This is a genomic window from Corallococcus sp. AB038B, from assembly GCF_003668955.1.
Lineage (GTDB): Bacteria > Myxococcota > Myxococcia > Myxococcales > Myxococcaceae > Corallococcus > Corallococcus exiguus.
In genome coordinates, this window is sequence record NZ_RAWO01000002.1 from 153977 (window position 1) to 173087 (window position 19111).

Consider the following 19111-nt stretch of genomic DNA (forward strand, 5'->3'; position numbering starts at 1 on the left):
ACAGAAAGAACGAACCGCCATGAAAAGCCATCTCCTCATCCGATTCCTGACCGCCCTGCCGCTCGCCGCCGTGTCTGGCTGCGACGACGGTGCCTTCATGGATCCCGCCGCCGTCACCACGCAGTCCGCCCGTGCGACCGTGGGCTTCATCTTCGACTCCACGGCGATCGCCACGCCGCCCACCGGAGGAATTCCCACCGCGCTGCTTCCCAGCACCGCGTTTGGTGACGCCGCGTTGCAGGGTTCCCTGGTGGGGACGACCGAGCCCTTCACCCAGACGGACACGCTGGGCTCCCGCGCGGATCTGGAGTCCCAGTCCTGGAAGCTGGAGCGCGACCCGTCCGAAGGCCAGGTGCTGGTGCTGAACAAGGTCGCCAGTGGCCCGGAGACACCGCAGGAGCCCGCGATCCTGCAGCGCACCGCCCTGGCCCGCCTGCAGCGCTGGGGCATCCCCACGTCTGAGATTGGGGCGGTGCGGCAGGTGAAGTCGTTCACCCAGAGCGAGGACCCCGCGGGCCTCGAAGTGCCCGCGCTCCACCGCCACAAGACGTTCGTGATGCGCGCCATCAATGGCATTCGCGTGGAGGGCCACCGCGCGGTGGTCTCCCACGGGCCGGACGGCAGCTTCCAGCGCGCGCTCATCGCCTGGCCGGCCCTGGGTCGCTCGGGCCACCTGCTCCGGACGCGGCTGACGACGGCGCAGATCGAGGAGCGGGCGCGCACGGCGCTTCAGGCCGAGGGCGAGACCACGGGGCCCGTGCACCTCTCCTGGAAGTACGTGCCCACCCAGCTCGCCACGGGCGGATGGGCGCTGACGCTCAAGGTGGCCGCCAAGATGCCCTCGGTTACCAGCACGACGAGCACCGAGGAGCCCCGCGTCGTCGACGTGGACGTGAGCGCCGTCCCCTGATGCCACCCAAGCAAGCGTCCGCATTCGTCTGGCAAACGATGGCGCGTGCTCTACCGGGGTGATGTCCAGCGCCGCCTCCCATTGCCAATACTCCGCGCCACGTCAGCCAGTCAGCTGACTGCAAGGAATTGGAAAATGGGAGGCGGCCGCATGAAGAAGGCATTCACTCCGTTGGTGCTCGCGCTCGCAGTGTCGTTGTTGGCGGGCTGCTCGGATTCCTCGAAGGACACGGGCTCGGTCCGCTTCGCTGTCTCTGCAAACCAGGCGCTCGCCCCAGACATCCTTTACGTCCTGGTCACCTCGAGCGGCCCGGACATCCCGCCGGTGACAGTGGAGCTGACTGCGACCCACGGCGTGTGGGGAGGAATCATTGGCAACATCCCCGCAGGCCCTGATCGCACCTTCGTGGCCCAGGCCTTCAACTTCTCCGGCGACCTGAGCTTCGAAGGGGTCGTTACGGGAGTCACCATCAACGCGAACCAGAGCACCCTGGTCGCCATCACCCTTCAGCAGCTCAACCCTCCGCCTCCCTTCGACAATGAGGCGCCCGTCATTGACTCCCTGGTGGCTTCCTCCACCTCCGTGGCGGTGGGCGGCACCATCGCTCTGACCGCCACCGCGCATGATCCCAATCCGGGCGATACGCTCTCCTACGCCTGGAATGCGACCGCGGGTTCTTTCTCCGATACCTCGGCTGCCGCCACTTCGTGGACCGCGCCTGGCTTTACGGGCATTGCAACCCTGATCCTGACCGTGACGGACTCGCGCGGCCTGGCTTCCAGCGTCACGCTGGCGGTCAACGTCACCGCGGACGGGGAGGGGGAGGCGGAGCTGTCCCTCTCCTTCAACAGTTCGCCCGGGGTGACCGCTCTCAGTGCCAGCCCCACGTCCCTGGCCGTCGGGGAGACGACGTCTGTCTCCGCCTCGGCTTCCGACCCGGACGGTGACAGCCTCGCCTATGCCTGGAGCGCATCCTGTGCCGGGACCTGGGCCCAGGCCTCCTCCAGTTCTGCTCAATTCACGCCTTCGGCCCTGCCCGGGGGGACCTGTAACAACTGCAGTCTGACCGTCGCCGTCACGGATGGGCGCGGCGGACAGAACACCGGCACCGTCGCGCTGTGCGTCCGCGACACGCCTCCGGCCAATCACTTTCCCCCCGTCATCATCCGCTCCTACCGCTCCGCGGACACGGCCACCTCGGGCCAGGAGTTCGCCTACGAGGTGAATGCCATCGATCCGGAGGGTTCCGCGCTCACCTTCTCCTGGGAGGCCACCGCCGGCTGGCTGGAACTGCCGCTCAGTGACCCCTTCCGCAGCCGCGTCACCTGGACGGCTCCTTCCTGTGCCAGCGCTCCTCCTTCCATCACCGTGACTGTCACCAATGCGTTCAACCTGACCGACACCCAAACCTTCACCGCGACAGGGCTGCCGGCCTGTTCGGGGAGTTGGGCCCTGACGGACTTCCTGGCGGGGCCTCGCGCCGACCAAAGGGCAGCGCTGCTGCCCAACGGCAAGGTGCTCGTCGTGGGAGGGCTCGCCTCGGATGTCGACTACCTCGCGACGGCGGAGCTGTACGACCCGGCCCTGGGGACCTGGAGCAACACAGGCTCCATGGCGGAAGGGCGTTGGCAGTTCACGGCGACATTGCTGCCCGATGGCAGGGTGCTCGCCGTCGGGGGACTCAACTCCAGCGGCTTCCTCGCGACGGCGGAGCTGTACGACCCGGCCACGGGCACCTGGAGCCCCACCGGCACCATGGCCGAACCTCGCTCCAGCCAGACGGCGACGCTGCTCCCTGATGGCAGGGTGCTCGTCGCGGGAGGCAGTGACGTTCCCGGCGCGCCCCCGACGGCGGAGCTGTACGACCCGGCCACGGGCACGTGGAGCTACACCGGCTCCATGGCGGAGTGGCGTCGGAACCACACGGCGACGCTGCTCCCTGATGGCAGGGTGCTCGTCGCTGGGGGATTCACTACTTCAATTGGCAGCACCAGGACGGCGGAGCTGTATGACCCGGCCACGGGCACCTGGAGCAACACCGGCTCCATGACTGAAGCCCGCGCCCTCCAAACGGCGACGTTGCTGCCCGATGGCAGGGTGCTCGTCACGGGAGGCGTGGACGAGTTTGATTCCAGTCTCGCGACGGCGGAGCTGTACGACCCGGCCACGGGCACCTGGAGCCCCATTGCCCCCATGCTCGAACGTCGCGCCCTCCACACCGCGACGCTGATGCCCGGTGGCAGGGTGCTCGTCGTCGGGGGCCGGTTTCCGCAATTGTACGACCCGGCCACGAGCACCTGGATCCCTGCCGGAACCATGGTCGTACCGCGCTCGGACCAGTCCGCGACGCTGCTGCCCGACGGGCAGGTCCTCATCGCGGGAGGATGGGGGGGCTCCCTCGGTTACCTGTCCTCGGCGGAGCTGTACACACCCTGAGTGATGAACAGGCCCGTCACGCGGCCACGAAGCCGTGGCCGCGAACCTTGTCCGGCGTGGTGCCCGTCATCCGCCGGAACATCGCGATGAAGGCGGAAGCGCTGCTGTAGCCCAGGTCGAGCGCGATGGCCTCCACCGCGTGTCCCTGCTCCAGCATCGCGAGCGCCTTCACCACGCGCAGCCGCTGGCGCCATTCGCTGAACGACAGCCCCAGGCGCTGCTGGCAGCGGCGCTCCAGCGTGCGCTCGGTGGTGTGCAGTGCCTTGGCCCATTCCGTCAGGGAGCGCTCATCCTCCGGGTGTTGCTCGAGCGCCGTGAGGACCGGGCGCAGGAGCGGATCATCGGACATGGGCAGGTAGCTCCCATGGGCGGGGGCCAGCGCCAACTGGTCGATGAGCACCCGGAACAACCTGCGCTCGGCGCTGGTGCGTGGCTGCGCCAGTTCATGGGTGCGCAGGTGTTCCATCAGGGACTTCATCAGCGGGCTGACCGCCATCGCGCACGCCGTCTTGGGCAAGCCCCGGCACCACGCGGGGTCGAGGTAGAGCGAGCAGTGGCTCGCCTCGAAGCGGTTCATGCCCCGGTGCTCCAGGTCGGGCGGCAGCCAGATGCCGTACTGCGGGGGGGCGAGGTAGTGGCTGCCCGCCAGCTTGAGCTCCATCACCCCGCTGTACGCGTAGACGAACTCACCCCAGGGATGGCGGTGCCGCGGATAGGCCGCCTCCGCGGGCAGGATCGCCGCCCGGAAATACACGGGGTGTGGAAGCTTTGAGGTGAAGGGAACCTGCAGCTGCTTCGCCATGGCGGCTTCTCGGGATGGGTTGTCGGAATCTCGCTATATCCATCCGCCCCGTCAGCCGCAGGATGAAGTCATGAGCTCCCAACGAAAACCCGCGGATGGCTTCGCGCTCGCGACCATGGTCGTGCTGTGCGCCATCTGGGGCTTCCAGCAGGTGGCCGTCAAGATGGCCGCTCCCTACGTCCCCAACCTCATGCAGATGGCGCTGCGCTCGGGCGTGGCCGCGCTGCTCGTGGCGCTGCTGTGCTGGGTGCGGGGCGAGCGAGGACTGCTGCGCCGCGGGCCGTGGCGCGCCGGCATGCTCGTGGGCGTGCTCTTCTCCCTGGAGTTCCTCTTCGTGGCGGAGGGGCTGCGACACACGAACGCCTCGCACATGGGCGTCTTCCTCTACACCGCGCCCGTCTTCTCCGCGCTGGGCCTGCACTGGTTCGTGCCCTCCGAGCGGCTGAAGCGGACGCAGTGGCTGGGGATTGGCGTGGCCTTCGCGGGCATTGCGCTGGCCTTTGGCGGCGGATGGCTGCGAGGCGGACTCAGCCCGGGCGTGCTCCGCGGAGATGCGATGGGCCTGCTCGCGGGCCTGTCCTGGGGTGCCACCACGGTGGTGATTCGCGTCTCGTCGCTGTCCGACGCACCGCCCACGCAGACCCTGCTGTATCAGCTGGTGGGCGGCGCCGCGCTGCTGCTGCCCGTGGCCTTTCTCACGGGCCAGGCCGGCCCGATCACCATGGTCCCCGTGGCCTGGGCGAGCCTGTTCTTCCAGTGCGTCATCGTCTGCTTCGCCACCTACCTCGTGTGGTTCTGGCTCCTGCGCAACTACCTCGCCTCCAACCTGTCGGTGTTCTCGTTCATGACGCCCCTGTTCGGCATCAGCGCGGGCATCCTCGTGCTGAACGAACAGGCGGACATCTCCTTCGCGGTGGGCGCGGTGCTGGTCCTCACCGGGATCCTCATCGTGAGCGGCGCGGGCCTGCTGCGCTCCGCGTCCGCGTGGAAGCCGGGCGCGACCTGAGACGAGGGACGCCGCGGGTGTGAGCATGCGTTCACTTTCCGCGAGGGTCCCTGTTGTGTATGCAGTTGTCTCATGACCGCTCGACGCGTTTACGGCGCTGCCCCCTTCAACGTCCCCGGCGAGTTCATCGGCATCGACTTCTCGCCGGACTCGAAGCACCTGTGGGCCGCCCTCTCCACGGGGGAGTACTCCCACTCTCACGTGGTGTCTTTCGACGTGGCGAGCGGGAACGCGGTCAAGCAGCACAAGGCCAACGGTCACCTTCGGGTGGTGCACGCGCTGCCAGGGAATGAGGTCCTCGTGGGAGGGTGGGGGATCATCCACCGCCTCTCCGCGAAGGGCTCGGTGGTCTGGACGTTGGAGGACGGGCAGCACCTCCGCCTGGCCGGCATGAGCGCGGACCGGTCCCGGTTCGTCACCATTGAAGACAACGTGGCCCAGGTCCGTGACGTGGAGGGCCACGCCGTCGTCCACAAGCTCAAGGAGATGGAGGGAGACCTGTATGCCGTCGCCTTCAGCGCGGACGGCGCGTGGCTTGCGACCGGGTCGTCGAAAGGCGTGGTCCGCTTGTTCGACGCGCGGACTGGCAAGGCGCAGGCGAAGCGCAAGAGCACCAGGGTCCTGGCCCTGGCCTTCTCGCCCTCGGGTGGGCACCTGCTCGTGGGCCACGGCAACGGCAAGGTGGAACTCTGGGACCTGCCGACGCTGAAGCCGGTGAAGCCCTTCGTGGGACGGCACGAGTTCGGCAAGGGGCGCGGCCCTGCGGGCTGCCGGTGGGTGGGCTTCTCCGCCGACGGCACGCGCGCATACTCGCTGGGCAACGAGGGCCAGGTGCGGACCTGGAGCGTTCCGGACGGCGACGATGGGCCGACCCTCAAGGTGCCTTCTCGCCACCTGCAGGGCCCGGTGACGGTCCTGTCTCCGGATGGGCGGTGGCTCGCCAGCGGATCCACCCAGGGCGCCCTCAGCGTGTGGTCCATGGAGGACCTTGCGCCCATCGCCGGTGCGGCCGCGCCGTCGCCCATCCTGGGGCTGGCGCTGACGCCAGACACCGTCGTCGCCGCGTCGAACAAAGCGTTTGTCTCATGGGACCTGGGCTCTGGCGCGCGCAATGAGGTTGAAGCCAACTTCCCTCCCACGGACGTGAAGGCCCTGTCGTCTGGGACGCTGGTGCGGCTCGACCATTCATCCATCTACGTCGAGAAGTCGCTCAGCGAGAGCTCCCCCGAGGCCTTCGAACTGGTCAGCTACGCCTCGGGGCCACTCGCCCTCTCCCGGGATGAGACGCGCATCGCCGCGCCCGCGCAGGAGCGGGCCCAGGTCTGGGTGCTGAAGCGGTCCCTGCTCCATGCGGACCTGGTGCACAAGGAACGGGTCCAGGCCTGCGCCTTCGGGCCCGAGGACGCGTGGCTGGCCACCGCGGACGACGCCCTGCACCTGTGGCGGCTGGGAAAGAAGCCGGAGCTCATCCGGGACATCGCGCTGGATGGCGGCGGACACGTCGAGGGGCTGGCGGTCTCCCCCCGCGGATGGATCGCGGTGAGCATGATCGAAATCGACCGCGATGACGCGGACAGCTGGTTGCTGCTCGTGGATCCGCGAAGCGGTGAGACGCTGTGCAGGCTCGACCGGCCCGACGCGGTCCTGGGGCAGGTGTTCTTCGCGGGCGACACGCGCGTCGTGGTGGCGGATTCACTGGGGCGGCTGCTCCACGTGGACGCAACGGACCCGGCGAACGCGCGCTGGCTGGAGCCCGTCCCGGAGGACGCCAGCGCCACCTCGCTGGTGAAGAAGGCGAGGCCCATCGCGCGTCTCGGCGACACGGTGGCCCATGTAGGGCCGGACGGCAGCGTGGTGGTGGAGACGTTGAAGGACGGGCCGCGCGACAAGGGGGCCCCGTTCCTCCTGGATGCTGCGCCAAAGCAAAGGAGCGGCAAGAACGTCCTGGCCCAGAAGCCCGAAGGCCTGTTCGAGAAGCGCCTGGAAGGGGCCCGGTTCCTCTTCGGAGGCCGCTTCAGGGACGCGACGCCCGCGTTTCGTGAGGGCTTGCTGAAGGAACTGGGCGCCTCGGTCGCTGCCAGACCCGATGCGCAGGTCACCCATCTGGTGCTGGGAAATGGTGCCGCCGCCAGCGTCGCCTCGGGGCTGAAGGCCAAGGGCGCGACGTTCGCGGAGCTCTCCGAGAGACACTTCATGGAGCTGCTGCTGCCGACCACGGCAGAGGCACTGGCGATGCTGCGGAACGAGGTGAAGGACGGCCGGGCGCGCTGGAACTCATGGCGCAAGCGCTACCTGGACGCCCAGGGGGAGCGGTTCCCGGTTCCGTTGCAGGGCGTGGACCTGGCGGGGCTCAAGCTGGGCGCGTACCGGCTCCAGGTGTTGGACTTCACCGAGGCTCGACTCCAGGGGGTGGACTTCACGAAGGCGGACCTCACCGACACCGTCTTCCGGGGCGCGGACCTGCGCGAAGCGAAATTCACCCGGGCCTCATGCTACCGGGCTGTCTTCTCCGGGGCGAAGCTCCGTGGCGCCCGCTTCGACGGCGCGGATGTGACGTGGAACCGCTTCGACGGAGCGGACCTGCGAGACGTGGACTTCTCGGGCGCCAAGATGCTCTCCGTGGACTTCCGGGGCGCGGACCTGACCGGCGCGAAGATGCCTGGCAACGCGAAGGAGTCGAAGTACGACGAGAAGACCCGCTGGCCCAAGGGTTACAAGCCCTAGCCCCGCTCCCGCGCACGGTCGATGCGGATGCGCAGCTCAGGGTCGTCGAGCCGGTTCGCGATGGCGGCGGCCCGGGCCAAGGTGCGCGCCTGGTCCGGAGCGCCCTGGATGCGTGCGACCATCAGCAGGCCCATCACCCGCAGGCGCACATAGCCGCCATCGCCTGCATGCTCACAGGCGGTTTGCGCGAGCCGGAGGGCTTCCTCACGCTCGCCCATGCGGTGGAGGCCAAACGCGAGCCCTGCGTCGCGGCGATAGCTGGCGAAGGGATGCACGTCCTCGGTGGGAAGGGAGCGGTACAACGCGAGCGCCGCGGCGGAGTCTCCCCGGCGGTTGGCGTCGAAGGCTTCGTGGTCCACCAGTCGGGCCTGGAAGCAGGCTGCATCCGTGGGGTCCAGCTCCGCCCGTGATGCATCGAGGATGCTCCGGGCGCTCTCCAGGTGGGGACGCGCGGCGGCCTCCGCGCGTTTCACGTCCGAATCGAGACGCGTCAGCAGATAGCTCGTCGCCAGGTGATGTTCGATTCGCGCCGCCGGGGCGTCCGCGAGCGCCGCGGCCCCTTCGAGCAGGGTGCGCGCATCGTCGAAGGCCCGCTGGCGCAACGCCACGCCCGCCAGCCCCAGGAGGATCCAGACGCGCGCCCTGGACTCGGAGAGCGGCGGGCGTTCCCAGAGGCGAAGTTGATCCAGACAGAGCCGGACGGGCAGGTCGCCGAAGGGGCTGTGGTACGTGCCCATCCATCGGGCCTGGGCCTCGACGGTGGCGGGCACGCCGAAGACGCGCAGGAGCCGCTGTCCAATGAGTCCGCCGTCCCGTTGTCCCCGGCCCCGCAGCCGCCGGAGGGCTCGCTCCACGGAGGTGGTGTCTTCCGCCAGGCCCCGTTCGACGAGCTTCCAGGCGACCGCGGCCAGGGTGCCGTGCTCCTTCACCAGGGCATCGAGGTAGTCAGACCACGTGTAGCCGGCGGGGACCTGGGCCGCGGCCTCGCGGTGTCCGGTTTTCTGTCCGTTCCGGCGCGGGGGCCCTGATGCCATCGTGGTTTCCTCGAAAGGACGCACGTCATGCGCTTGCTGCTCATCTCCGACACCCACGGCCACCTGGACATCATCGAGCGGCTCGCGAAGGACGCTCGCGCCGACGCAGTCTTGCACGCAGGAGACTTTGGCTTCTACGACCACGGGAGCGCGGACCGCATCGAGTCCCGCGAGCTCTTCCTGCGCGTGGTTCACTCGAACCTGCCCGCGGATGTGAAGCAGCGGGCCAAGAAGCTGAAGGGGGATGCCCTCCGTGCATTCATCCGCCAGGAGCTGCCCCTGTCGGACCTGGCGGAGTGGCTGCGGGCGGGGAGGGGATTCTCGCTGCCCACGTTCGGCATCTGGGGGAACCACGAGGATGGCGCCGTCGTGGCCTCGCTCCTGGCGGGGCGCGAGCGCGTCCCCAACCTGACGCTGCTCGGAACCGCGACGCATGGACCGTTCCGCTTCTTCGGGCTCGGGGGGAACCTGCTCCCCAATCTGCTGGGAGATGACGCGCCCATCGACGGAGGCCGCGGGAAGATTCACGCGACGGCTCGCGACCTCACCGCGCTGCTGGACTCGGCGCGGCCGAGGGTACCTGGAGAGGTCCGGGTGCTCGTGACGCACGTGAGCCCTGGAAAGGCGCCACTGGTGTCATTGCTCGCGGAGGCCCTGGATGTGGACCTCACGGTGTCAGGGCATATGGGGTCGCCCTATGGCTGTGTATGGGATGACTTCGCGGTACGCGAACCCGCCGAAGCGGAGGCCCGCCTCGCCGACGCCGCGTCCGCGCTTCCGGAGGAGCTGAGGCAGCGGCTTCCGGCGCCCGCGGTGGGGGAGGGGAGGGCCCGTTGGTTCCGGGGCACCTTCCACGTCAACCTCCCGGATGCACCGGATGGCCACGCCGTGGCGGAGTTCCGGGAAGGGCGCTTGCGATTGGAGACGGTCTCCGCCGGGTTGCCATTGCGTGGCTGAAGGGGCAGGGTGCCGGTCAGATGCTCCCCCTGCAACGTTGGCTGCCAGCGGACGAAGCCGCTTCCTACCTGCGTCCATACGACGCGTTCCGAGGCACCGGTGTCCGCATCGGCATGGATGTCGATGCCTCGGTGCTCGCCCACGGCTTCTCCAACAGCAGCGCCGGGCTGTTCGCGGGAGGGCGGGTCGCGTCGCTCGTCCTCGAGAACGCCCGGGGCTCGACCTTCGTGGATGGCGACCTGGTCGTCGACGGATGGCTGGAGAACCCGGGTGGGCTCGTCTTCGTGCGTGGCAATCTCATCGCGCAGACGCTCTTCACCAGCGGCTACCTCATCGTGCTCGGAGACCTCCGGGTCCGGCGCCTGTTTGGCGAGGACGAGCCGGATGGCACCTACGTCTTCGGCGACGCCCACGTCGAGAGCGCGGTCTTCTCCCACAACCATCTCTTCGACGTGTGGGGGACGGCGACGCTCGCGGAAGAGGTCCACGACGAAACGCACGGGCGCGCGGCGATGCGGCAGAGGCTCGTCGACTGGGGCGTGCTCTCCGACCCGCGCGTCGACTCCTACCTCGATGAGGTCCAGCGAGGCCTGCGCGTTCTGGCCGAACAGTGGGGCCCGCTGACCGAGGACGAGGCCGCGCGGCGGTACACGCCGAAGCACGGCTGACGGCCCGGCATCGCGGTGCACACCGTGCAGCCCGCTGCACACGGAACGGCATGGCTCCCGAAGGACGCGGCCTCGGGCATGCCGGTTGCTAACCGTGCGTGGCATGTTCAAACACCTCCTGATTCTTCTCTGCGTCCTCACCGCGTCCGTGGCCCGGGCGGATCCCTCGTTCCCCAAAGGCGAGACGTGGCTCATGATCGGCCCCCTGTTCAGCAGCTCTGCGCGGGGATCGGGGCTGGGGCTGGAGGCGTCCCTCAACATCGCGGACGAGATCCATGCCCTGGGCGTGTTCGGTCAGGCGCAGCGGATCGAGGATTCACATACCCGGCTGAGCGCGGGCATCCAGGGCAATTTCTTGCTGCTGGGTCTGGAGCTGGGCGTGATGCACGAAACGGAGTCCCGGACACACGTGGCCACCACGGGGCTCCAGATCGCGCCCTACTTCTCCTTCATCTACGGCTCGTTGGGCCTGCGCCTGGGCATCCCACTTTTCGCAACGGAGGACCACCGGCCCCGGTATGGCTTCGAAGGGGCCGTCGTCCTGAGCTTGAAGCTTCCCGTACTGTTGGGCGGCAGCAGCGTCGCCCCCTTCCCCCATCTGTGAGCCTGATGTAGCCGGCTCCGCGCTACTCCAACTCCTCGAGTCTGGCCTCACCCAGAAGTGCAGGATCAGGGCTCTACCAGCGCATCCCCCCAGGCCAATCGGTCTGGGCCTACGCCCTCCGCGGTGACCTGACGCAACTCTGCGAGCCTGGCGCGCGCAGCCTCGGCGTTCAGTCCGAGCTGTCGCAAGAGCGCATAGCCGAACATGCCCGTGCGGTGAATCCCCGCCGAGCAGTGGATGACCACCTTGCCGCCCCCCTCGACGATGGCGCTCAGTTGGCGCAACACCTGCCTGAGCTCCTGGGTCCGCTCGGGGGCCGGGACTGCTCCGCCGTGAAACGGGACCCAAATCCAACCGAGGCCCGCTCGGGTCGCGGCCTCGCCAAGCTGGCGTGCGCCCTCGGTCTCTGCAAGCAGGGTGACGACGTGAGTCACCCCTTCGGCACGCAGCGTGGAGAAGTCCTTGAGCTTGGGGCGATGTGTCAGCGAGATCGCACCGCCGCCAATGGAGACAAGGTGGACATCACTCATGGGGCAGTCCTCGTCACCGGGTGCCGGAGAAGGGCCTTCGCGCTACTCCAGCTCCGAATATGCCTCGTCTAGACCCTCAAGGCTTTCGGCCACATCCTTCGCAGGGCATTTGGGGAGGTGGTCCACCAGCTTGATGACCAGCTCGTCCACCACCTCAAGGCTGACCTCACCCAGCTCGGTTTCACCCGCCTCAACGAATTTCGTAGGCGCCCAGTCCAGGTAGATTCGAACCCGCTCGCCGTCGGCCTTCTCCAGCACGAGCCGCGCGGCATCGTCAGGATGCTGATAGACCCACTTCTTCTCGGAGGATTCGAGCCAGGGAAACACACTGGACCACGCCATCGCGAAGTCGACTCCTGGCACGACGAACAAGGACTTGCTGAAGTCACCCGACTCCGCAGCCGTCACATCCCCAAAGGCATTGGGATGGGAATTCGTACCGAAGAAGATGGCTGTCTGGAAAAGATGGTACCCCACCAGCAAGTCGTCGGCTTCGGACGAGGTGCTTCGCTTGAGCTCCTCGTCAGACAGTACGCACTTCATCCACATGGTGTCCTCACGGAGGAGCAGGGAAGGAGGTGATTATAGCGCCGTCATCGCTAATGGCGACCAGAATGGAGTGAACGGGTTGGCCATTGGGGGTGAATCCCACGGAGTAGGGATACGTCTTCTGCACGCAAAACGAACCGTCAAGACGGACTTTCGTGCCCCACTTGTAGTTGGGACCTATTGTTCCCGTGCGGGCTGAGTCGATGATGGCTTCGAAGATGTCGAATGATGCCTTGAATTTGCTTTTGCCAGGTTTCGGCGAGTTCGGTCCATGTCCGCCGCCCCACTTGTCGCCATGGATGATGTGATGCAAGCGCTTTCGCGACATTGCCGGAAACCTCCGGAGTCTGTTCGCACGACGTATGTCGACGGGGTTGGCTTGTGTCAGTCTCGAAAGACGAGCCTTCTTATTCGCCTGATGTTCCTGGAGGCGAGCCTTCCCTAATTGGACGCGAGTGTCCTTTAGTTTCGTACGCAGTAATGCTCGGCGTGTCCGAGCCTGAGCCAGCTTCGAGGGATGAAGCCGTGACCAGAAGGATTTCACCTTCCCCTGTGCCTTCACCGCGGAACGGACCCCTGACTTCTTAGCCGCCTGGATCGCCTTGTCCAGGGGCTTCGTGATGTCTTTCGCCTTCTCCGCGAGCTTCACGAACCTGGGGAATTTCGAGAGGAGCTTGCCAAGCTTTCCAGCCTTGCCTGCCCACTTCACAATGGCGGCTCCTGCAGTGGCAACCGCCATCACGATCTCGACGATGACGTACCCGATCAGCCAGCCCCGGAAGTGCTCACGGCGAAGGAGATTTGGATCGTTCCAGCGGTTGGCGAGAGCCTGGATGCCTGCCTCGGTCAGCGTCTTCAGGTTCAACGATGCCGCCAGATCCCACAGTCCCTTCAAGTCCGATACGATCTCGCCGCTCAGCAAGCTGTAGACGAGCTTCCATACCAACTCCAGCAGATCAATGAGCCCTGTGAGCAGGTCCCAGACGGATTCGAGCGCGCCGTGAATCAGGCCCGCGGAAAAGGCCAGATTCCCCAGGTAGGCGTTTCCAACGTTCGTGGCGACAGCTTTGACGTCCTGCCACAGTTCATACGTGATGGAACCTGAGCCCACCTTGCCGCGCAGGCTCTTGGCGAACTCTACGCTCGGAATCCAGATGAGGTAGCCTTCACGCGTCTGGGTCGTATCCCAGGCCGCGTCCTCGGTCGGCTTGTAGATGCCTCGGAGCCCAGGACCCCGATTCGCCTCGACAAGGACATTGGCATAATAGCGCTCGTCCTGGCCCCATTGGATGGCGGACCCTTTGTAGTGCTGCTTGACGATGGCCAGTGCGCCTTCGTTCTTCTTGATTCGATGAAGGACTGCTCCGGGGTCGGGCAGATTGATGCTGATGTACTTTTTGTAGACGAAGCCGGAGTTTCCATCCTCGAGCGTCACGAAATACCAGTCGCCCGAGAACTCACGGCAGACGAAGACGCGAGTGTTGAATGAGAGCTTCTTCTTGAACGTGCCGGAAAGGTGAGGTTGCTCTCGAAGGTTCACGCCGTCGCCGTTGGACACCCGGCCAACATTGTAGACTCCTCTTCCCGTCTCGAACGGGAAGCCCCTTGGGCTGTTGGCGTTGCCAACTGTCGAGGCAGGAGTGGAGATGGTGCTCAGGGCCGCCCAGGTCGAGGGGCCCACGATCCCGTCCGGGCTCAGCTTCCTGTCGAACTGGAACTGTCTGACGGCATAGGCTGTGTCTGTCCCAAAGCAACCATCGATGGGGCTTTTATAGAGTCCAGCCAACCGGAGATGATTCTGGAGGTTTGCTACCGCAGACCCCGAAGAGCCCAAGCGAAGCAATTCTTCAGAGACCTCGAAACTTCCTGTTGGTTGGCCCATCTCCCACCCCTGACCTGAAGTCGCGGTGCGTGTGGGCTTGAACTGTATGAAGACGCATCAATGCGAACGAAGAGCCCGGGGAGAGGGATTGGGTCTTGTCGCGCAGTGCCCTGGCGCGTTGGGTGAGGCAGGACCTCCGATGAGTCTTTTCAGAGAGCCTTGACGTAACCGGAGATCTTCGGATTGCAGGCGCCGACCTTCTTTAGCGCGGCCTCGGCTGCTTTCTTCTCCGGGTGGATGCTCGTCACGATGAACAGCCCCGGCGTCAGGCGCTTGTGCGGCGTGCTTTCGAGGATCAGGAAGCTGCTCGTACAGGCCTGATCCAACTGCGCGCTGTCGCGCGATGCGATGGCCTCCTGGACCGTCTTGAAGCTTCCGATGATGGCCGCGTAGCGCGCGGGCCGGTTCCGGAGTTCCTTCACTACTTTGTGGCCAGCGGCATCCCAGCGGTAGGCCTCAAGCTTCCACTGGTCGGGCTCGGCGGAAAGAAACGCATACTCCCTGAAGAAGCCTTCGACCGGTGAGCCCAGGGTCAGCGGATACGGGCCAATGTGGGAACTCTCCGGACCCGCGAAGTTCTCATCCCCGTTCCAGGCTTCCGCCACCCCGCCGTCCTTGACCACGTAGAGACGGTGGTGGCGATGGACGTGTTCGAACCCGCCCTGCTGGGTGACGAGGAGTCCCCACTGCCCGGCCTCCAGTCGTACCGGTTGGACGGAGGTCGTGACGTTCTGTTCCTCCTCGCCGGAGGTCCAGCTCTCGGAGGACTCGGCTTGAATCCCGTACGCCATGCCGGCGGGCAGCTTCGCCTTTCGCTTCCCGCCAGCCGCGTCACTCAACTCGAGATCAAGCTGGCAGGTGTCGCCCGTCTTGTGGCAGCTCGTCGCGCGCAGGACGAACATCGCCCCGGTCGTTTCGATCGCCTTGAAGCGTTTGAGCTCCTGCGCCGCAGGCTCGGCGCTGACCGCCCGCGGAACGCTCGCGCCCAGAAGCATGATGAACACCGAACCCAGCGCGGACCGACTTCCAAAGCCCATCTCTCCTGCCTCCCTGATTGCGACCTCAGTGTCCTCCGCCAGAGAGTTTCACGCCGCCGGTCGGGCCTCCAGGGGGCACCCAAGGAGTACAGTGCCGCCCTTTCGCGAGCGGGAGGGGAGCGCATGGGCGGCTACGTGTTGGGTCTCCAGGAGATCGACCAGACGCAGGTTGCGGTCGTGGGCGGCAAGGGCGCGCATCTGGGGGAGCTTTCGCGGATCGAGGGCATCCGCGTGCCGGCTGGCTTCTGTGTGACGACGGACGCCTTCCAGCGGATCCTGGCGGAAGCGCCGTCCATCGACGAGCAGCTCCAGCGGTTGTCGTGCCTGAAGCCGGACGACCGGGAGCAGATCCGCGCGCTCAGCGCCGAGATTCGCCAGACCCTCGAAGGGACCACCATCCCTGACGACGTGGCGGCGGCGATCACCCATGCGCTCGCCCGGCTCGGCGAGCATGCCGCCTATGCCGTCCGTTCGAGCGCGACGGCGGAGGACTTGCCCACGGCCTCGTTCGCGGGCCAGCAGGACACGTACCTGAACATCGTGGGGACGGCGGCGATCCTCCAGCACGTCAGCCGGTGCTGGGCCTCGCTCTTCACCGAGCGGGCTGTCATCTACCGCCTGCGGAACGGCTTCGACCACCGCAAGGTCCGCATGGCGGTGGTCGTGCAACAGATGGTCTTCCCGCAGGCAGCCGGCATCCTGTTCACCGCCGACCCCATCACCTCCCACCGGAAGGTCTCCTCGGTGGAGGCCAGCTTCGGCCTCGGCGAGGCCCTGGTCTCCGGCCTGGTGAACGCGGACTCCTACAAGGTTCGGGACGGCGAGGTCATCACCAAGACGGTCGCCACCAAGCAGCTGGCCATCCACGCATTGCCAACAGGCGGGACTCAGGAACAGGCGATCGCTCCGGACCGGCAGCGGCAGCCCGCGCTGACGGATGAGCAGGTCGTGCGGCTCGCTCAGTTGGGCCGGCGTATCGAAGCGCACTTCGGCCGCCCCCAGGACATCGAATGGTGCCAGGTCGACGACGCGTTCTTCTTCGTCCAGAGCCGGCCCATCACCACGCTGTTCCCCATCCCCGTGGCCGGCGACCCGGAGAACCACGTCTACGTCTCCGTCGGTCATCAGCAGATGATGACCGACGCCATGAAGCCCCTGGGGCTCTCCCTGTTCCAGCTGACGGCCTTGCGGCCGATGTACGAGGCTGGAGGAAGGTTGTTCGTCGACGTCACCCAGCTCCTGGCCTCGCCAGCGGGCCGCGCGGTCCTCGTGGATGGCCTGGGGAAGTCCGATCCACTGATCAGGGATGCGCTGCAGACCCTCCTCGGACGCAGCGACTTCATCCGGCCGCTCCCGGACGCGAGTCCCGTCAGGCCTCCTGCTGGCGGTGCGCCCGCCCCGATTGAAACCGATCCGGCCATCGTCGACGAACTGATTGGCCGAAGTCAGGCCTCCATCGCCGCCTTGAAGCGCGACATCCAGACGAAGTCCGGGGCGGCGCTGATCGACTTCATCCTGACGGACATCCAGGAGCTGAAGCGGCTCTTGTTCGAGCCGAGAAGCCATCAGGTCATCATGGCCGGGATCGATGCCTCCGAGTGGCTCAATGCGCGGCTCCATGAGTGGCTGGGCGAGAAGAACGCCGCCGACACGCTCACTCAGTCCGTCCCCAACAACGTCACGTCGGAGATGGGGTTGGCGCTCCTGGAAGTCGCGGACGTGATCCGCCCGTATCCGGACGTGGTGGCATTCCTGCGCAAGGTCGAGGACGAGGGCTTCCTGGACAGGATGGACACGCTCGCGGGCGGGCGAGAAGCGCGAGACGCCATCCGCGCCTGGCTCGACAAGTACGGCATGCGCTGCGCCGGCGAAATCGACATCACGAAGCCGCGCTGGAGCGAACGGCCCTCCACGCTCGTGCCCATCCTCCTGGGCAACATCCAGAACTTCGAGCCGGGGGCCGGCGCGCGGCGCTTCGAGCAGGGACGTCAGCAGGCCTGGAAGAAGGAACAGGAGGTGCTGGAGCGCCTTCGCGCAATGCCAGACGGGGAGGGGAAGGCCGAAGAGACAAAGCGGATGATCGACCGGGTCCGAACCTTCATGGGGTACCGGGAGTATCCGAAGTACGGCATCGTCAACCGATACCTCGTCTACAAGCAGGCCCTACTGGAAGAAGCCGAGCGCCTCGTGAAGGCCCGCGTGCTTCGCGAGAAGGAAGACATCTTCTACCTCACGCTCCAGGAACTCCACGACGTCGTGCGCACGAGCCAGGCGGATGAGCTGCTCATCCGTCAGCGCAAGGACGCGTTCAGGTCGTATCAATCACTCACACCGCCCCGGGTGCTCACGTCGGAGGGCGAGGTCATCGCCGGGGCATACCGACGCGATGACCTGCCGGCCGGCGCGCTGGTCGGCCTGGCGGTCTCCGCCGGGACCATCGAGGGGCGGGCCCGCGTCATCCTGGACATGGCGGAGGCCAGGCTCGAAGCGGGCGACATCCTGGTCACCTCCTTCACGGACCCGAGCTGGACGCCCTTGTTCGTGTCCATCAAGGGCCTGGTGACGGAGGTCGGCGGCCTGATGACCCACGGCGCGGTCATCGCACGGGAGTACGGCTTGCCAGCCGTCGTGGGCGTGCAGCAGGCCACCCGGCTCATCCGAGACGGGCAGCGGATCCGTGTGCATGGGACGGACGGATACGTCGAGCTCCTGTCATAGCCAGACAGGGACTACTCGGCGACGTACACGAGGGTGTCCCCCTGGTAGAAGGGACGGTAGCGAACGCCGCCACACTGCTGGTAGGCGACGCCGCCCACCGTCGAGGCCGCGCAGCCTGCGGGGAGCGACGTGACGGTTTGCGCGCCCACCGGCGCCGCCACCACGGCCGTGTTGTTGCCGGAGTAGGCGTCCTGACGGGTGGCCGTGCGTCGCGAGGTGCGCCGCGCCACCCGGCGCGACGTGCCGTAGTTCTGGGCCAGGGCTACCTCCGGGAGCACCTCTCCCAGGAAGAAGAGCCCCAGCAACATCGCCGCCGCCCGCTGGCGGGGCTTGCGCGTGTGCGTCGTCATTTCGAGCCTCCTTGCTGCGCTCCGCCCTTCGAGTCCGGTGCGAGGAACGACACGCGCGCGGCATCACGTGGGGGCGTGAACTGGAACTGGTCCGGGGTGAGCTTGGGCGACAGGTTCCACTCGGACAGGGTCACCGAGTACTGCGGTGCTCCCGGCAGCTCTCGCGAGGTGATGACGTACTTGAGCGGCAGGGGCCGCGGGCCGTCCTCGACCCACAGTTCCCAGTCCACGCCGTCGCGGTTGCGGAACGCCAGGTGGTGCACGGGCACGCCGTTCACCTTGGCGCGGCCGAGGTATTTCCCCGAGCGCACGTCCTCGGTGAGCGCGGTGTAGGGATTGCTGACGAGCAGGTCACCCCCGGGCGCATCCAACCCGAGCTTCTGCGAGGCCATGTCCAACGTGGCATCCAGGGTGGAGGGGGCGGGCGTCGTCGCATAGACGTTGGCCTGCTCGCCTTGAACCGTGAGCCGCTGGCCGTCGTAGAAGAGGTGGAGCCTGGCCAGGTCTCCTGCGCGGTCCACGCGCAGCCGGTTGGGCCGCTGCAGGCGCACGTCGCCCGCGCGTTGCAGTTGAATCTTCTGCCCCGAGTCGAGCACTTCATCGAGCGTCCCCTCGGTGCGGACTGAGAACTCGCGCTGCTCGGCCAGGAAGTCGCTCATCTGGCGCAGGATGCGCTGGGCCTGGGGATCGATCCTGGCATCGGACTCGGTGCGCTCGGCGGTTGCCTGCTCCTGCTGTGCGCCCGCGAGCAGGGGTGTCGTCCCCAGGAGCAGGGCGAGCAGGGGCCCGCACCACCTCTTCCTCAACCTCGCGCTGCTACCTGTGTCTGTCATGAACCCCTCCAGTCCCCAGGACGTTGGGGACATGGCTGTGGGGCTCAAAGGCTCACCGGTTCAACCGCTGC

The 19111-nt window shown here is 66.9% G+C and carries 16 protein-coding genes; 8 read left to right on the top strand and 8 right to left on the bottom strand.

What is annotated here, in order from left to right:
• Nucleotides 1-19 precede the first annotated feature (19 nt).
• Nucleotides 20-910 (top strand): hypothetical protein, encoded by an 891-nt coding sequence (locus D7Y04_RS11925; RefSeq protein ID WP_121759409.1) that lies wholly within the window; start codon nucleotides 20-22, stop codon nucleotides 908-910.
• Nucleotides 911-1060: 150 nt separating this feature from the next.
• A complete protein-coding gene (locus D7Y04_RS11930; protein WP_121759884.1) occupies nucleotides 1061-3346 on the top strand; it encodes a kelch repeat-containing protein in 2286 nt (761 codons plus the stop codon).
• A 16-nt stretch (nucleotides 3347-3362) separates the two neighbouring features.
• Here the strand turns inward: D7Y04_RS11930 and D7Y04_RS11935 are convergent, their stop codons facing one another.
• Complete coding sequence (locus D7Y04_RS11935) at nucleotides 3363-4148, bottom strand: helix-turn-helix transcriptional regulator (protein ID WP_121759410.1); 786 nt, start codon at nucleotides 4146-4148, stop codon at nucleotides 3363-3365.
• A gap of 70 nt (nucleotides 4149-4218) precedes the next feature.
• On the opposite strand from D7Y04_RS11935, the gene D7Y04_RS11940 reads away from it, so the two are divergent.
• Both D7Y04_RS11940 and D7Y04_RS11945 read left to right on the top strand, forming a co-directional pair.
• Nucleotides 4219-5154: a DMT family transporter gene (locus tag D7Y04_RS11940; protein ID WP_120598848.1), complete on the top strand. Its 936-nt coding sequence runs from the start codon at nucleotides 4219-4221 to the stop codon at nucleotides 5152-5154.
• Between the two features lie 72 nt (nucleotides 5155-5226).
• Nucleotides 5227-7878 (top strand): pentapeptide repeat-containing protein, encoded by a 2652-nt coding sequence (locus D7Y04_RS11945; protein WP_121759411.1) that lies wholly within the window; start codon nucleotides 5227-5229, stop codon nucleotides 7876-7878.
• Here the strand turns inward: D7Y04_RS11945 and D7Y04_RS11950 are convergent.
• Nucleotides 7875-8912: a hypothetical protein gene (locus D7Y04_RS11950; protein ID WP_121759412.1), complete on the bottom strand. Its 1038-nt coding sequence runs from the start codon at nucleotides 8910-8912 to the stop codon at nucleotides 7875-7877. The two genes, D7Y04_RS11945 and D7Y04_RS11950, sit on opposite strands and share 4 nt — an antisense overlap.
• 27 nt (nucleotides 8913-8939) lie before the next feature.
• On the opposite strand from D7Y04_RS11950, the gene D7Y04_RS11955 reads away from it, so the two are divergent.
• The 3 genes from D7Y04_RS11955 to D7Y04_RS11965 all read left to right on the top strand — a co-directional run bounded on the left by D7Y04_RS11955 (nucleotide 8940) and on the right by D7Y04_RS11965 (nucleotide 11141).
• Complete coding sequence (locus D7Y04_RS11955) at nucleotides 8940-9869, top strand: metallophosphoesterase (protein ID WP_121759413.1); 930 nt, start codon at nucleotides 8940-8942, stop codon at nucleotides 9867-9869.
• Between the two features lie 20 nt (nucleotides 9870-9889).
• Complete coding sequence (locus tag D7Y04_RS11960) at nucleotides 9890-10537, top strand: hypothetical protein (RefSeq protein WP_121759414.1); 648 nt, start codon at nucleotides 9890-9892, stop codon at nucleotides 10535-10537.
• 193 nt (nucleotides 10538-10730) lie between these two features.
• Nucleotides 10731-11141: a hypothetical protein gene (locus D7Y04_RS11965; protein WP_147477093.1), complete on the top strand. Its 411-nt coding sequence runs from the start codon at nucleotides 10731-10733 to the stop codon at nucleotides 11139-11141.
• 65 nt (nucleotides 11142-11206) lie between these two features.
• Here D7Y04_RS11965 and D7Y04_RS11970 read toward each other — a convergent pair whose 3' ends face one another.
• From D7Y04_RS11970 to D7Y04_RS11985, 4 genes are all read right to left on the bottom strand, one after another.
• Nucleotides 11207-11671, bottom strand: coding sequence for a tyrosine-protein phosphatase (locus tag D7Y04_RS11970; protein ID WP_120598851.1), 465 nt, complete (start codon nucleotides 11669-11671; stop codon nucleotides 11207-11209).
• 42 nt (nucleotides 11672-11713) lie between these two features.
• Nucleotides 11714-12214 (bottom strand): hypothetical protein, encoded by a 501-nt coding sequence (locus tag D7Y04_RS11975; RefSeq protein ID WP_139919297.1) that lies wholly within the window; start codon nucleotides 12212-12214, stop codon nucleotides 11714-11716.
• 13 nt (nucleotides 12215-12227) lie between these two features.
• Nucleotides 12228-14102, bottom strand: coding sequence for a peptidoglycan-binding protein (locus tag D7Y04_RS11980; RefSeq protein WP_121759416.1), 1875 nt, complete (start codon nucleotides 14100-14102; stop codon nucleotides 12228-12230).
• Nucleotides 14103-14251: 149 nt separating this feature from the next.
• Nucleotides 14252-15139, bottom strand: a complete 888-nt coding sequence (locus tag D7Y04_RS11985) for a hypothetical protein (protein ID WP_147477094.1) — start codon at nucleotides 15137-15139, stop codon at nucleotides 14252-14254.
• A 123-nt stretch (nucleotides 15140-15262) separates the two neighbouring features.
• Here D7Y04_RS11985 and rph point away from each other — a divergent pair, with 123 nt between their 5' ends.
• Nucleotides 15263-17857 (top strand): rifamycin-inactivating phosphotransferase, encoded by a 2595-nt coding sequence (gene rph, locus D7Y04_RS11990; RefSeq protein WP_121759418.1) that lies wholly within the window; start codon nucleotides 15263-15265, stop codon nucleotides 17855-17857.
• Nucleotides 17858-17868: 11 nt separating this feature from the next.
• Here rph and D7Y04_RS11995 read toward each other — a convergent pair whose 3' ends face one another.
• Nucleotides 17869-18207 (bottom strand): hypothetical protein, encoded by a 339-nt coding sequence (locus D7Y04_RS11995; RefSeq protein ID WP_120575327.1) that lies wholly within the window; start codon nucleotides 18205-18207, stop codon nucleotides 17869-17871.
• Entirely contained in the window at nucleotides 18204-19040 is an 837-nt protein-coding gene (locus tag D7Y04_RS12000) for a DUF2092 domain-containing protein (RefSeq protein ID WP_158627498.1), read from the bottom strand. The genes D7Y04_RS11995 and D7Y04_RS12000 overlap by 4 nt, the downstream gene beginning before the upstream one ends.
• Nucleotides 19041-19111 lie beyond the last annotated feature (71 nt).

Excerpts from the sequence above, each read along its gene's own strand:
- D7Y04_RS11930 (WP_121759884.1), top strand. The coding sequence starts at position 1,061 with ATGAAGAAGGCATTCACTCCGTTGGTGCTCGCGCTCGCAGTGTCGTTG.
- D7Y04_RS11980 (WP_121759416.1), bottom strand. The coding sequence starts at position 14,102 with ATGGGCCAACCAACAGGAAGTTTCGAGGTCTCTGAAGAATTGCTTCGC.
- D7Y04_RS12000 (WP_158627498.1), bottom strand. The coding sequence starts at position 19,040 with ATGACAGACACAGGTAGCAGCGCGAGGTTGAGGAAGAGGTGGTGCGGG.
- D7Y04_RS11975 (WP_139919297.1), bottom strand. The coding sequence starts at position 12,214 with ATGAAGTGCGTACTGTCTGACGAGGAGCTCAAGCGAAGCACCTCGTCC.
- D7Y04_RS11945 (WP_121759411.1), top strand. The coding sequence starts at position 5,227 with ATGACCGCTCGACGCGTTTACGGCGCTGCCCCCTTCAACGTCCCCGGC.
- D7Y04_RS11925 (WP_121759409.1), top strand. The coding sequence starts at position 20 with ATGAAAAGCCATCTCCTCATCCGATTCCTGACCGCCCTGCCGCTCGCC.
- D7Y04_RS11935 (WP_121759410.1), bottom strand. The coding sequence starts at position 4,148 with ATGGCGAAGCAGCTGCAGGTTCCCTTCACCTCAAAGCTTCCACACCCC.
- D7Y04_RS11940 (WP_120598848.1), top strand. The coding sequence starts at position 4,219 with ATGAGCTCCCAACGAAAACCCGCGGATGGCTTCGCGCTCGCGACCATG.
- D7Y04_RS11970 (WP_120598851.1), bottom strand. The coding sequence starts at position 11,671 with ATGAGTGATGTCCACCTTGTCTCCATTGGCGGCGGTGCGATCTCGCTG.
- D7Y04_RS11985 (WP_147477094.1), bottom strand. The coding sequence starts at position 15,139 with ATGGGCTTTGGAAGTCGGTCCGCGCTGGGTTCGGTGTTCATCATGCTT.
- D7Y04_RS11955 (WP_121759413.1), top strand. The coding sequence starts at position 8,940 with ATGCGCTTGCTGCTCATCTCCGACACCCACGGCCACCTGGACATCATC.
- D7Y04_RS11995 (WP_120575327.1), bottom strand. The coding sequence starts at position 18,207 with ATGACGACGCACACGCGCAAGCCCCGCCAGCGGGCGGCGGCGATGTTG.
- rph (WP_121759418.1), top strand. The coding sequence starts at position 15,263 with ATGGGCGGCTACGTGTTGGGTCTCCAGGAGATCGACCAGACGCAGGTT.
- D7Y04_RS11950 (WP_121759412.1), bottom strand. The coding sequence starts at position 8,912 with ATGGCATCAGGGCCCCCGCGCCGGAACGGACAGAAAACCGGACACCGC.
- D7Y04_RS11965 (WP_147477093.1), top strand. The coding sequence starts at position 10,731 with ATGATCGGCCCCCTGTTCAGCAGCTCTGCGCGGGGATCGGGGCTGGGG.
- D7Y04_RS11960 (WP_121759414.1), top strand. The coding sequence starts at position 9,890 with ATGCTCCCCCTGCAACGTTGGCTGCCAGCGGACGAAGCCGCTTCCTAC.